Source organism: Curtobacterium sp. SP.BCo, assembly GCF_051903265.1.
GTDB lineage: Bacteria > Actinomycetota > Actinomycetes > Actinomycetales > Microbacteriaceae > Curtobacterium.
Genome location: NZ_CP194337.1, coordinates 1,061,821 through 1,075,124, shown reverse-complemented (window position 1 = coordinate 1,075,124; position 13,304 = coordinate 1,061,821). Strand labels below are relative to the sequence as shown.

Genomic DNA, 13,304 nt, shown 5'->3' with positions numbered 1-13,304 from the left:
GCTACGGACGGCGACGACCGAGTCAGATGGGAGGCCACGCGGGGCGCTCACCCGGCCGGCCGGCCACGAGCGTGACGACGACAGAGGCTCGGCTCAGCACGACCGCGGCACCGCGCAGACGAACGGGCGCCAGCCCGCACACGACCAGCGAGCCCCGCCGCACAGCAAAAGGCGCTGCCGACGGGGAGGTCGGCAGCGCCAGGGGGGTCAGGCGGGCACGGAGATGCCCCGGACGTGCCCACGTCCGAGGCATCGGGTCAGCGCTTCTCGAAGACGTTCTGCTGGCCGTCGTCCTTCGGCTTCGGTGCGGTCTCCGTCGTCACACGGTTCCCGTTGCCGGAGACCGTGATGGACGTGACCGCCCCGGCGGCGACGTCGTTGATGGAGCCCGTGACGACGAGGTCCTCGACCGCGCCGAGGTGCACGACGCTGTTGCTGGCGTCGATCGTCACCTTCGCGCAGTCCGGCACGGAGACAGCCTGGTTGCTCAGCGTCACCGAGGCGACACCGTCGGTGCAGGGCACGTCGCTCTTCGCGAGGTCTGCGGGCGGGTCGACGAACTGCGGCTCCGACGACTTCGACGCCGACGGGGTGCTGCTCGGCTTCGGTGCATCGGCCTTCCCCGTCGGCGACGTCCCCGAGCACGCTGCGAGGGTGGTCAGCAGGGCGAGGGCGCCGATCGTGGCGGTCGTGGTCCGGATGATCTGCGGAGTGCGCATCGGGAGTGCTCCGTTCGAAGGAGTGAGTCGGGATTTCCATCTCACGTTTCATATATTACCTGATATTCTGGAGCCATGACAAGCACGGACCCTCGCCTGCCCCGGGTCGCCTTCGTGACCCACAGCGCTGCCCAGTCCGGCGCCGAGCTCTTCATCGCCCGCGTGGCGGCCGTCGCTCGACATGCCAGTCCGGTGGTCGTCCTCGGCGAGCACGGGCCCCTCGAACAGCTGCTCGCGGAAGCGGGCACCGAGACCGTCGTCGTCCCGCTCGGCGACGCAGCCCGCGAGCGCTCCGCCGCGTCCGGTCTGCGTGCAGCTCCTGCGGCGATGCGGACCACGGTCCGCACGACGACCGCGCTCCGTCGTGTCCTGCGTGACCGACGCATCGACGTCGTCACGACGCACTCCGCCAAGGCCCACGTCTACGGCGCGATCGCCGCACGACTCGCCGGCATCCCCTCGGTCGCGCACGTCCACGACGTCGCCCGCGGGGCGCACCTCTCCCCCGTCAACGGCTTCGTCCTCCGCACCGCCCTCGGCCGGTTGCCCACCCACAGGGTCGCGAACTCAACGATGACGCGCGAGTCACTCGGTCGCGCCGGACGTTCGGCCGCCGTCATCGGTTGCCCCGCCGCCCTGCCCGAGGTCCCTCCGGTCACGGACGGCCCCCTGGTGTACGGCATGTTCGGCAGGCTCGCGCCGTGGAAGGGCCAGGACCTCGCGATCCGCGCCTTCGCTGCGGCCGCCGCCGCGGGCCTCCCGGACGACGCGCGCCTGCGCATCGTCGGTGGCGCACTCTTCGACCCCGACGTCCGGTACGCCGACGAGCTCCGGCGCCTGGTCGCCGACCTCGGCGTGGAGGCACGGATCGAGTTCACGGGGCACGTCACCGACGTCGCCGGCCAGCTCGCGGACTGCCACGCCGTCGTGCACGCGAGTCGCCGCCCCGAACCGTTCGGACAGGTCGTCGTCGAGGCCATGGCCGCGGGCCGTGCACTGGTCGCGGCCGACGCCGGCGGCCCCGCTGACCTGCTCGAGCACGACCGGACCGGCTTGCTCGTCGACCCGCAGGACACCGGCACCCTCGCAGCGGCGCTGGTCCGGCTCGCGGACGGCCCGACCCGTCGTCGTCTCGCGGACGCAGCACAGGACGCAGCAGTGCCGTACCGCCCGGAACACATCGTCGCCCGGCTCGAGGCGGAGTACCTCCGCCCCCTCCGGCGCTGAGCAGGCCACACGCACGAGGAGCCCGCGACCGGTGGTCGCGGGCTCCTCGTGCGTGCGGCGGCGTCGTCGGAGGTCGGGACCCGGTCAGGCGACGGACGCGGCCGGGCCGAGCCGTGCCTCCAGGCCGTCGTGTCCGCGGTCCGGACCGCCCCTGCCCACCGGCGCCACTCGGTGGGCGCGCCAGGCCTCCGTGACGCAGGCCGCCAACAGCAGCCAGAGGATCGGCGTGGACAGGTCGGGGGTCCCGACGGACTTGGCGACGAGCAGCGCGAGGAGCGCACACCCGTACGGCGTCCGCCCGGTGCGGAAGGCCGCCACCACGGCGCCGACGAGGACCAGGGTCAGCAGCAGCAGACCGGGGACGCCGAGGCAGGAGAGCACCGACATGGCGAACGACGACGGTCGGTTCCCGCCCAGCCCCGTGCCGAGCCACAACGTGTCCGCGGCGACGCCCCAGGAGAAGTCGTCGCCACCGGTCCGGGCGTTCCAGGACTGGCTGCCCACCTTGTCGTCCACGAGCTCGACGGCGGGAGTCCAGAGCGCGGGGCCAGCGGCGAGCACGGCGATCGCGACCACCAGCCCGCCGATGACGAACCACGGCGTCCCCGCCCCGCCCCGGAGCGCGGAGCGCACGGCGAGGACGACCAGCCCGGTCACGCCGACGACCACCGACGCGACCAGCGCCACCCCGGAGGACGCCTGCAGGAGGTTGGTGCAGGCGCAGAGCAGGAGGGCCGTCCAGCCGACTCGTGTGCGCCCGCTGGACCGCCCCGCGGCGACCGCGAAGTACACGGCGGCCGGCACGGAGAACGCCGCCAGCTCGCTCGGCTCGCTGAACACCCCGCGGAGCCGTTCCTCCGGGCCGATCCTGCTGTAGGGGATGGTCGGGTTCGTGTCGAAGAGCCACTCGAAGGCCCCGGTCCCGATCCGGACGCTCAACCCTCGGAGCGTACTGAGGGCCGTGCCGACCGCCAGCGCGACCCGGACGGCGCGTCCCGCTCCACCGACCCGCACGAGGAAGAGGACGGTCAGGAGCGCGATCACCAGGTAGCCGAGCTGCGCAGCCGTCGAGATCGTGTAGGCGAGCCGGTCCGGATCAAGGACCTGCCCGTCCAGGCCACCCCGGGACGACAGCACCGGGATGCCCCGGAAGAGCCAGGGCCCCAGCGCGGTGATCGTCGCGCCCCAGAGTGCGAACAGGACCAGCACGTTCGCGGTCCAGTGGGTCGTCCGCAGCGGGCTCGTCCGGGCCAGCAGCAACACTGCCGCGGCCCCTGCGATGTGGAAGAGCGGGACCCCGTTGCCGCCGACGACCGCGCCCACCGAGTAGGGCAGCGCCGCGGCCGTACCGATCACCGTGGGTGCCCAGTCACGTCGGAGCACGACCGTGACGCCGAGCACCACGACGAGGACCGCCCCGAGGACGGTGATCACGAGACCACCGCAGCCGCGACGGAACGGATCCGGGCGGCGAAGGCCTCGGCACTCCACCGAGCGGCGTCGGCCGAGATCGCCGCATGGTCCCAGTCGGTGTGCAGCGCACGGACGATCGCCCGCCGGAGCGAGGTCGGCGAGGGCTCGTCGAAGAACACACCGGAGGAGCCGTCCGTCACGGTCTCGACGGCGCCACCGGCACGGAACGCGACGATCGGGGCGCCCGCGGTCATCGCCTCGATCGGGACCATGCCGAAGTCGTCCTCGGAGGGGAACACCACGAGTGCGGCGCGTGCGTAGAGGTCGGCGAGGACCTCGGTGCCGACCGCGCCGAGGAATCGCACGTTCGCGGGCGAACCGGCTTGCAGCCTCGCGCGGTCCCGACCGTCCCCGGCGACGACCAGCGACACGTCGGGCAGGTCCCGCATCGTCTCGATGAGGAGACCGAGCTGCTTGTAGGGCTCCACGACGCGGCCGGCCCAGACGATCTCCGCTCCCCGCTCGACGGTCGGCCGGCCCGCTCGGGTGAACGCGGCATCGACGGGCGGTGGCACGATCGCGAGCGGCTCGACACCGTAGAACCGGCGGATGCGATCAGCCACGACGCGGTTCGTCGCGACGTAGCCGTCCGCCCGCCGGGCCGCCGCGCGGTCGAGGGCGCGGAGCACCGGCGCGATCGCAACGAGGGCCCGCCCGGACGCCGAGGAGCCGTAGAGGTCCTGCCCGCTCCACACCTGCCGCAACGGGCTGTGGCAGTACACGAGGTGCGCACCCTCCGCGCGCACGTGGTGGGCGAACGCGTAGGTGGACGAGAGCACGTTGCCCGCGACCGGTCGTCGGACGAGGTCCTGCACGGGGCGCGCGAGCGAGCGGAACCGGTAGTTCCGCTCCGTGTACCCGACCCCGCCGACGTGCCGGACCGCGTGGAGGCCGAGGGCCGACTCCACCGCCGGGTCGCCGGCGATCGCGAACACGTCCTCGGCGCCCACTGCGGAGGCCAGGTGACTGGTCACCCGCTCGGCGCCACCGAGCTGGAAGAAGAAGTCGTGGCTGATGCTCCAGGAGGTCACGGGGTGCCTTTCGGGTACGGCGGGGTCGGGGTGGTCACGGCTGCACGGTCCGGTGGGTGCCGAGGAGACGGGCGACGGTGGCGACCGGCTCCGCCACCTGCGCCCGGAAGCGCTCGTGGTCGGCGTCGTCACCGCGGATCGGGTCGGGGACGTCGTCGGAGTCCGGGGCGGGGCCCGCGCGTCGAGCACCGCGGACGGCGTCGACGAGCACGGAGAGTGGCTGGGCAGCTCCTCCGGGGATGGCCGCCGCACGGGGGCGTTCCGTCGCCGTGCGGGCGAACTCGACGAGCGTGAAGGTCCGTTTGAGCAGCGACGGTTCCAGGTCGAGCACCGCGGCACGATGCCGCCGCTCGAGGGTCAGGACGAGGTCGACGGCGGCGAGCGCCGGGACATCCCGGAGCGCGCGGGACCGGAACGCCCCGCCGTCGATGGCCGCTGCTCGGAGCGCTGCGGCGGACCGCTCGACCATGCCGTGCCCGGTCCTGCCACGCGTTCCGGCGCTCTCCACGTGCACACCCGAGACGCCGCTGCGCTCGAGGGTCGCGCGCAACAGGTGTTCGACGTAGGGCGATCGGCAGATGTTGCCTTCGCAGACGACGAGGACGCGATCCATGGCGGGCTCCTGTTCGACGGGTGGTACTGCAATACTACATCATGTGATATTCTAATGTTGCAGTCGTCCGACAGGGAGGCCCGAGATGACGCTCGTCCAGTTCTTCGAGGTGGTGCGCCGCCGCTGGCTCACCATCGCGCTCGCGGTCGTCCTCGGCCTCGGCACCGCGCTCGGCGTCACCCAGTTGTCGACCCCCGAGTACCGCGCGACGGCAGGGGTGTTCGTCTCGGTGAACGGCAGCGACACCGTCTCCGACCTGAGCCAGGGCAACAACTTCTCCGCCGCGCGCGTGAAGTCGTACGCGGCCCTGGCGACCACCCCCGAGGTCCTGCGCGCCGCTGCCGGAGCAGCCGGCGTGACCGGCTCGGGCGCGTCGCTCGCCCGGAACGTGCTCGTGGAGACCGATCCCGACACCGTCATCATCACCGTCACGTCGACGGCGACCGACCCGGATCGCGCCGCCACCGTCGCGAACGCCGTCGCCGACGAACTCATCGAGACCGTCCAGCGCGTCGAGCGACGGAACAGCGGTGGGCTCGTCCAGCTCTCGGTCGTGCAGCGGGCCACCCCGCCCGCTGATCCCGTCACGCCGCGGGTGCCGGTCAACCTCGCGCTCGGCCTGCTCGGCGGCCTCGTGATCGGACTCTCGGCAGCGCTGCTCCGCGACGTCCTCGACACCCGGCTCCGGTCGGTCGAGGTCCTGCACCGCCTCGTCGACACGAGCGTCCTCGGCGAGTTCCCCATCGACGACACCGTCCGCGACCATCCGCTGCTCGACGCCTCGAGCCGGTACACCCCGCGCGCCGAGGCCTTCCGGCAGCTCCGCACGCAGCTCACCTTCACCAACCTCGAGGGCGCGTCGCAGAGCCTGGTCGTGACGAGCGCCCGCCCCGGCGAGGGCAAGTCCTCGACGGCGGTCAACCTCGCGATGACGCTCGCCCAGAACGGCGCGCGCGTCCTGCTCGTCGACGCCGACCTCCGGCGCCCGAAGGTCGGCGACTACCTCGGGCTGGAGAGCCGCGTCGGCCTCACGACCGTGCTGGCCCGGCAGGTCGGCCTCGACGACGCCGTCCAGACGATCGGCGACACCAACCCGCTGTCGGTGCTGGCGTCGGGCCGTGTCCCGCCGAACCCGAGCGAACTGCTGGGTTCGCAGCACATGGCCGACCTGATGCGCGAACTGGAACGGCGCTACGACTACGTGATCGTCGACGCACCCCCGGCGCTCCCGGTCACCGACCCGGCGATCCTCGGTGCGATCTGCTCCGGCGTGCTCCTGGTCGTGAGCATGAACGGCCACGTCCGTCGCGCCGACGTGCAAGCGGCGCACGAGCGGCTCCAGCGGATCGGCGCACGGGTGCTCGGAGTCGTGCTCAACAAGACCCCCCTCCAACGTGCTGAACGCTCCTACTACGACTACGAGGCATCGGCACCGCTGAGCGAGAGCCCTCGTCGCGCCGGTCGTGTCCGCGCACGACGGGCTTCGGCCACGCAGTCCACGAACACCTCGACCTCGGAGCAGACCCGATGACCCGCGACTTCGTCTACCTCGGCTGGCAGGGCTACGGCAACTTCGGCGACGACCTGCTGCACGAGACCTGGCGTGCCGCCCTCGGGGCGCCGCTCGACGTGCAGGCTCCGCTGCACACCCGCGCGTACATCAAGCGGTCCCCGGAGATCGCCACGCACCGGGTCCGGACGCTCGGCACGCGCCGTCTGGTCCTCCTCGGCGGCGGCACGTCGATCGGTTTCGGCTCCTGGGCCGGGCACGCGCGCCGCGCCGGGCTGGCGTACGGCGCCGACGTCGTCGGGCTCGGGCTCGGAGCGGCGGAGTCGACCGACCAGCACCTGCTCTCCTCGCAGCCGCACGACTGGGACGCCTGGCGTCTGAACACCCGCTTCCGACTCGCCGGCGTCCGTGGCCCGCTGTCCCAGCACGAGGTCGCCGAACACCTCGGCCCGACCGAGGTCGTCGGGGACCCGGCACTGCTCTACCCCCTCGTGCGCCCCGTCACGCCCGACGGCACCCGTGCGATCGGCGTGACGCTCGGCTCCGATCCCACCACCCGGTTCGACGTCGACGCCGTCGCCGCCGTCATCAGCCGTCGGGCCACGCGAGACCGATCGCCGGTGCGGGTCTTCGCGCTCTCGCCGAGCGACCGCGCCGTCGCACGGGACCTCGCGGCCAGGATCGCTGCGCCGGTGGAGCTGCACGACTACGAGCTGGACGTCCACGCCACCATGCGGGCGATCGCCTCGTGCCGCGTGCTCGTCTCCGAGCGCCTGCACGGTGTCATCGCCGCGGTGGCCCTCGGAGTCCCTGCCGTGCCGCTCGCGTACGCGTCGAAGTGCGATGACTTCTGGATGAGCGTGACCGGCACCCGACCCGACACCACGGTCGGTGCGTCGGAGTCGACGATCGCGTCTGCGGTCGACACGGCGCTCGACTGTCCGGCCGCCACCGCCGACGTCGCACACCGTGTCAGCGCGATGCAACGGTCGCTGCAGACCCTCGCCGACCGGCTGACGGCCTGGCGCGCCGGAACACCGCTCGACCTCGCACGACTGACCCGGACGGAGACCCCTTGATGCGCACCGACGCCACGTTCCACCTCGTGATCAGCACGATCCGCGGGCCGGAGCACCTCGACCGCTGTCTGTCGACACTCGTGGACGAACCCGAGTCGGTCTTCGTGACCGTCGTCGAGCAGCACGAGGACCAGCGGTGCCGTTCCCTCGTGGAGCCGTTCATCGAAGCCGGCCGTGGCCAGTACGTGCACGAGCCCTTGGAACGTGGCGTGAGCCGTGGACGGAACCGCGGCATGCGTCGGCTCCGCGGGCGGTTCGTCGCGTTCCCGGACGACGACTGCTGGTACGCGCCGGGGACGCTCACGGCCGTCCGTGAACAGTTCGAACGCGGCCACGACGGACGCCGGGTCGACGGCCTCGCGGCGACCATCGCGACACCCGACGGCGACCGAGGGCTCCTGCGGTGGCTGCCGGGGACGACCTGGGTCCGCCCCCGGACGATCCCGCGGACCGTCTCGGCGGCCAGCCTCTTCTTCCGCGCCGACGTCGTCGCGGCGGTCGGCGAGTTCGACCCCGAGCTTGGAACCGGTTGTGCGACGCCGTTCGGTGCCGGCGAGGAAGCCGACTACGTCCAGCGGGCACTGGACCTCGGCTTCGGGATGCTCTACCGCTCGGACCTCGCCGTCCACCACCGTGAGTGGCGCGATGATCCCGACGTGGCCGCGGTGCGCGCGAAGGTCCGTCGGTACAACCGAGGCTTCGCCCGGGTGCTCCGGAAGCACCGGCAGGGCGGGCACTTCGCGTACTGGGCCGCACGGTCCGTCGTCGGCGTCGCGGTGACCACCCTCCGGGGCGACCGCGCGGCGCGGGACCACCAGCTCGACCAGCTGGTCGGCCGGCTGCAGGGCTGGTTCAGCGGGCCGGTTCCGCGCTGACGCGTCCGTGGTCGGCGGCACGCTGCTGCCGGCCACGGTTGCGGACCATCCGGATGACCGGACGCTCGAGCAGGTACCACGAGGCCGTCGCCAGCACGAGTGCCACCCCGACCACGCCGACGCGAGCAACGCCGGTGATCGGTTCACCGGCGGGCTGGAGCTGCAGCAACGCGTAGTGCCAGAGGTAGAGGCCGTACGACACCGTGCCGAGCCACCGGAGCACCAGCGAGTCGAGCACCGGCACGCTCTGTCGCGCAGCAGCGATCACGACGAGGACCGCGAGCACCCCGGCTGCCGTCTCGACCCATCGGGTGACGCCGGGTGCCGGTCCGGTCACGAAGGGCACGGTGCAGACCGTCGCCAGCAGGAGCGCCGCCGACACGGTCGACCCACCGGCCACGGCCCACCGTCCGGAGACGACCGGTCCGATGCCCACGCGGACCGCGACAGCCGCACCGCACCCGAGGAGCAGCGCGGCGACGGACGTGTCGAACGCGTAGGCGAGCCAGTCGTACGGTGCGGCGACCGTGGCGGCGATCCGCCATCCGAGCGCAGCGGCGACCAGACCGATCAGCAGCGCGGCCGCGCCACGTGGACGGCGTCGTGCCAGGGCCACGAGACCGATCAGGCAGGCCGGCCACAGCGCGTAGAACTGTTCTTCGACGGCGAGGGACCAGGTGTGCCCGAGCACCCCGAGGTCACCGCCTGCCGCTCGGACGTAGTCGGCGGTGTAGGTCGCTGCCGCGAGGACGTGCCAACCGATGTCCCGCCGGGTCGGGTCCGCGAGCACCACCACGAGGAGCGGCACGATGACCAGGACCGCGGCGAACGCGGGGAGCAAGCGCGCGGCCCGGCGGACCCAGAACGCCCGGAGGTCGACACGACCGGTCCGGTCGACCTCGTCCAGCAGACCGCGGGTGATCACGAAGCCGGACAGGACGAAGAAGGTCGTGACGCCGACGACGCCGCCGTACGGTACGACGGACTCGGCGACGTGGCCGGCGACGACCATGAGCACCGCGAGCCCGCGCAGACCGTCCAGCTGCGTCAGGCGCATCAGTCCTGCCAGACGAGGTACCGCGGCGACCACTTGGCCGTCATCTGCAGGACCCCCTTCGTCGGCGTGACCGGTTTGCTCGCTCCGAACGGATCGACGAGCGTGCCGTTCGACGGCAGTGGCACCGCGACCTGCTGGTCGGTGAAACGGTCGGTATTCTGCCATATCACGCGGACGTGACGCTGTTCGTCCGCCGAACTGAACTCGACCACTCGCACGGAGCCGGTCGTGCTGCCGCCGGTCACGTGCATCCCGGCGAGGGTCCGCTGCATGGTCAGGTAGGCGGCAGCAGCGACCCGGGGTTCGAAGCCGGTCGGTGTGTCCTGGACGAGGCCGAACGTCCGCGCTCCCGTCGTCCCGCCGTTGAGCTCGAAGGTGTAGACGCGTTCGACACCGTTCTGGGCGGCGAGGACGTGTGTCCGCACGAGGTACGCGGCGAGGTCGGCCTCGCCGACACCGGTGACACCGGTCGCCGGCCAGCCGACCTCGGTGATCCAGATCGGAGCCGGCGAGCCGGACGCCGACGGGTGGCTCGCCGACTGCGCGTGCAGTGCAGCGAGTGTCGCTTCGATGCACCCGGTCCCGTTGACGCACTGCTCCGGGGCCCAGGGGTGGGAGTACGGGTGGACGCTGATCGCGTCGACCCACTGTGCGCCGCCGGCCGCGAACCAGCGGTCCATCCAGTCGCGCTCCTTCTGGGAGACGGCGTTGACGCCCGGTCCGACGACACGCGCCGAGGGATCGGCAGACCGGATGGCGTGGAAGGTGACCTCCGCCAGTGGCAGGTAGGCCTCCGGTGTCGACGGGAACCGCCCGTGGAAGTTGTTCCACTCGTTCCAGACCTCGTACGACAGGTCGGCGTCGGGGTACCGCTCGCGCAGGTGCTGCACCGTGGTCGTCACGAACCGCTGCCACGCGGCTCGCTGGGCGGGGATCGCCATGTCGGGCGGGGTCATCGAGCCGCCGGTGTGCGCGACGTTGCCGTAGTCGAGCACGAAGAGCGGCGGCACTCCGGCATCGCGGATCCAGCGGTCGACCCGGGCGTCGATCGGAGTGAAGTCGAACCGTCCCGCGGTCTTCTCGACCGCCTGCCACTGCAGGTCCTGCCGGTAGCTGCCGCCGCCCAGTGCGGAGAAGGTCCGGACGACGTCGGGCGCGTTGCCCGCGACCGCGAAACTGAAGAAGGGGTCGGGTGTCGCCGGACCGGCGGACCGGACGAGTCGCGTCGACCCGGTCGCGGCGCCGCACTGCACCGTGAGTCGGTAGATCCCCGGCGTGGTCGCGACGCCGGCGGGGAGCGACCGGGTGGCGGCGGCCGCGACATCGGTGCCGGACCCGACGACGACGCCGTCGAAGTTCGTGACCCGCCAGCCGAGGGTGTCGGCGGGGCAATCCGGCGTGCGGAACGCGACGACCGCTCCGGGTTCGTGGATCCCGGTGCGTTCCTCGAGCACCACGGCGAGGTCGGTGGCGCCGTGCGCGACCGTGGGCGCGAGGACGACGGCGGCCGAGGCCCCGATGGCGAGCAGGGCGGACAACGCACGGTGGCGGCGGTGGAGTCGCATGGAGCCCAGCCTGCCGAGGCTGCCGGGCCGACGACGAATCCCCCGTATGCACGGCACGGGAGATGTGAACGGCCCGGTACGCTCGACCCGTGCGATGGAGTCGAGTGGGCTGGCCGGCGGTCGGGTACGTCTCCCTCGAGGACGTCGAAGGCTACCCGGAGCACCTCGCGCGTCTGGTGTCCGACGCCCCGCCCTCCGTCGCAGCCCTCGCGTCCGTCACGTGGAACGAGGCCCGCGTCCAGAGCTGGCGCACGGAGCAGGCCGGGCGGCACGGCGACGCCGGGATCGACGCGACGCCGACCCACACCGTGCACGCGGCCTTCGTGATCCGCAACGACGAGGTGCTCGACACCCCGGACGGGCTCTGGCGCCGCTGGAACCACGCCCGGGTCTCGCTCCGCTTCGACCGCGCGGTGCTCGACCCGTCCGACACGGACGCGCTCGACCTGCTGGGCGGCGACGTGCACGTCTCGCGCGGCGAACTCGCGCACGTCGACGCCGACGTCTGGGAGCTGCGCCTGCTGGTCTCCCCCACCGGCGAGCTGGCGGTCCACTTCCGCGACGTCGTGATCGAGGTCCGTCCCGTCGACGAGGAGGACTGGTCCGGTCTGGAGGCACGTCCCGCGCACGGCTGGCACGGTCCGGTCCCGGACGGCTGGGTCGAGTGGGCGACGCCCGCGGTCCGTGCGGCGGCCCACGGCGACGTCGGCGGTCTGTCGCTGGCGCTCGACGGCATCGGCACCGACCCGGCGGGCATCGACGAGGTCGACCCGCGCTGGGGCTTCGCCCCGCTGCACGCGGCGGTCTGGTTCGACAACCGCGGCACGACCGAGGCGCTGCTCGAACGCGGTGCGGCCCTCGACGTGCAGGACGCCGAGGGCCGGACCGCGCTCGACCTCGCCCGCGAGCGCGGCTCGCGTCGTGCCGAGGAGCTGCTGCTCGCCGCCTACGACGCGGGCTGAGCCGCCGTCTGGAGCGCGTTCGCGGCGGCGACCCGGCCGTACCAGCGCGCCGAGTCCTTCGGCGTCCGGGCGAACGTCACCGGGTCCCACGACACGAGGCCGAACGTCGGCCGGAAGCCGGACGCCCACTCGTAGTTGTCGAGCAGCGACCAGTGCTGGTAGCCGAGGACCTCGATGCCGTCCTCGATGCAGCGGTGGATGCCCTCGAGCGCACCCTGCGTGTACGCCCGGCGACGGGAGTCGTCGGCGGTGGCGATGCCGTTCTCGGTGATCATCAGCGGGACGTGGCCGGACAGCTCCCACGCGCTGCGGAGCCCGTCGGCCGAGGCCTCCGGGTAGAACTCCCACCCGGTCAGGGTCGTCTCGACGTCGTCCGCCACGGGCAGCGGCCCGTCCGGCCCGATGAACGTCCGGGTGTAGGCCTGCACGCCGAGGAAGTCGTCGCCGGCGGCGTTCTCCAGGTACCAGTCGTCGCGCGGGTACCCGTACTCGCGGAGCATCTCGTCGGCACCCGGCTCGCCGTTGGACCGGAACGCCTGGGTCGCGATGGTCCACCCGGACTGGAGGCCCGACACCTGGCCCAGCACCTCGCGCGACCGCTTGTGGCTGGCCAGCAGGGCGTCGGCGACGCCGAGGTCCGGGTTCGGCAGGCCGTAGGCCACCAGGTTGGCGGCGTCCTCGCCACCGGCGAGCATCGCCGCGATGTTCGGCTCGTTGATCGTGCAGACGTAGCGGACACCGTCCGAGACGACCGGGAGCGCGGCCTCCGTGTAGCGGGCGAACAGGTCGGCGGCGTCCGGAGCACGCCAGAACCCGTCGCGCTCGAACCACCGCGGCACGGTGAAGTGCATGAGCGTGACGATCGGCTCGACACCGAACTCGTGGCACGCCTCGACCATGCGGCGGTAGTGGTCGACCTCGGCCCGGCTGACGAACCCGCGCTCGGGCTCGATGCGTGCCCACTCGATGCTGAACCGGTAGGAGTTCAGCCCGAGGTCGGCCGCGATGCGGATGTCCTCCCGGTACCGGTGGTAGCTGTCGGCGGCGTCACCGGAGGGTTCGACGATGGTGGTGTCGGGCTCGTGCTCGTGCACCCACCAGTTCGAGTTGACGTTGTTGCCCTCGATCTGGTGCGCGGCGGTGGCGGCACCCCAGAGGAAGCCCTTCGGGAAGGCGAGCGTGGTGATGATGGG

Annotated in this window: 12 protein-coding genes; 5 read left to right on the top strand and 7 right to left on the bottom strand. The window is 72.5% G+C overall.

Annotated features, from left to right (window positions below; all coding sequences use genetic code 11):
• Positions 1-257 precede the first annotated feature (257 nt).
• Positions 258-719: a DUF3060 domain-containing protein gene (locus ACRQ4B_RS05205; protein ID WP_439693626.1), complete on the bottom strand. Its 462-nt coding sequence runs from the start codon at positions 717-719 to the stop codon at positions 258-260.
• 75 nt (positions 720-794) lie between these two features.
• Here ACRQ4B_RS05205 and ACRQ4B_RS05200 point away from each other — a divergent pair, with 75 nt between their 5' ends.
• Positions 795-1,946, top strand: a complete 1,152-nt coding sequence (locus tag ACRQ4B_RS05200) for a glycosyltransferase (protein ID WP_439693625.1) — start codon at positions 795-797, stop codon at positions 1,944-1,946.
• 84 nt (positions 1,947-2,030) lie between these two features.
• Here the strand turns inward: ACRQ4B_RS05200 and ACRQ4B_RS05195 are convergent, their stop codons facing one another.
• From ACRQ4B_RS05195 to ACRQ4B_RS05185, 3 genes are read right to left on the bottom strand one after another with little or no spacing between them, the layout of a single operon-like run.
• Positions 2,031-3,380 carry a hypothetical protein gene (locus tag ACRQ4B_RS05195; protein ID WP_439693624.1) on the bottom strand — a complete coding sequence of 450 codons (1,350 nt, stop codon included), beginning with the start codon at positions 3,378-3,380 and terminating at the stop codon, positions 2,031-2,033.
• On the bottom strand, positions 3,377-4,450 hold the full coding sequence (locus tag ACRQ4B_RS05190; protein ID WP_439693623.1) for a glycosyltransferase: 1,074 nt from the start codon (positions 4,448-4,450) through the stop codon (positions 3,377-3,379). The genes ACRQ4B_RS05195 and ACRQ4B_RS05190 overlap by 4 nt, the downstream gene beginning before the upstream one ends.
• A gap of 34 nt (positions 4,451-4,484) precedes the next feature.
• On the bottom strand, positions 4,485-5,063 hold the full coding sequence (locus tag ACRQ4B_RS05185) for a low molecular weight phosphatase family protein (RefSeq protein ID WP_439693622.1): 579 nt from the start codon (positions 5,061-5,063) through the stop codon (positions 4,485-4,487).
• A gap of 85 nt (positions 5,064-5,148) precedes the next feature.
• Here ACRQ4B_RS05185 and ACRQ4B_RS05180 point away from each other — a divergent pair, with 85 nt between their 5' ends.
• The 3 genes from ACRQ4B_RS05180 to ACRQ4B_RS05170 are packed head-to-tail and all read left to right on the top strand — an operon-like array spanning position 5,149 to position 8,527.
• Entirely contained in the window at positions 5,149-6,594 is a 1,446-nt protein-coding gene (locus tag ACRQ4B_RS05180; RefSeq protein ID WP_439693621.1) for a polysaccharide biosynthesis tyrosine autokinase, read from the top strand.
• Positions 6,591-7,652: a polysaccharide pyruvyl transferase family protein gene (locus ACRQ4B_RS05175; protein WP_439693620.1), complete on the top strand. Its 1,062-nt coding sequence runs from the start codon at positions 6,591-6,593 to the stop codon at positions 7,650-7,652. Before ACRQ4B_RS05180 ends, ACRQ4B_RS05175 begins: the two co-directional genes overlap by 4 nt.
• On the top strand, positions 7,652-8,527 hold the full coding sequence (locus ACRQ4B_RS05170) for a glycosyltransferase family 2 protein (protein ID WP_439693619.1): 876 nt from the start codon (positions 7,652-7,654) through the stop codon (positions 8,525-8,527). The genes ACRQ4B_RS05175 and ACRQ4B_RS05170 overlap by 1 nt, the downstream gene beginning before the upstream one ends.
• Here the strand turns inward: ACRQ4B_RS05170 and ACRQ4B_RS05165 are convergent.
• Both ACRQ4B_RS05165 and ACRQ4B_RS05160 read right to left on the bottom strand, forming a co-directional pair.
• A complete protein-coding gene (locus tag ACRQ4B_RS05165) occupies positions 8,505-9,584 on the bottom strand; it encodes an acyltransferase family protein (protein ID WP_439693618.1) in 1,080 nt (359 codons plus the stop codon). The genes ACRQ4B_RS05170 and ACRQ4B_RS05165 overlap by 23 nt on opposite strands.
• Positions 9,584-11,149, bottom strand: coding sequence for a GH39 family glycosyl hydrolase (locus tag ACRQ4B_RS05160; protein ID WP_439693617.1), 1,566 nt, complete (start codon positions 11,147-11,149; stop codon positions 9,584-9,586). Before ACRQ4B_RS05160 ends, ACRQ4B_RS05165 begins: the two co-directional genes overlap by 1 nt.
• A gap of 89 nt (positions 11,150-11,238) precedes the next feature.
• On the opposite strand from ACRQ4B_RS05160, the gene ACRQ4B_RS05155 reads away from it, so the two are divergent.
• Complete coding sequence (locus tag ACRQ4B_RS05155) at positions 11,239-12,111, top strand: hypothetical protein (protein WP_439693616.1); 873 nt, start codon at positions 11,239-11,241, stop codon at positions 12,109-12,111.
• Here the strand turns inward: ACRQ4B_RS05155 and ACRQ4B_RS05150 are convergent.
• Entirely contained in the window at positions 12,096-13,301 is a 1,206-nt protein-coding gene (locus tag ACRQ4B_RS05150) for a glycoside hydrolase family 1 protein (RefSeq protein ID WP_439694355.1), read from the bottom strand. The genes ACRQ4B_RS05155 and ACRQ4B_RS05150 overlap by 16 nt on opposite strands.
• Positions 13,302-13,304 lie beyond the last annotated feature (3 nt).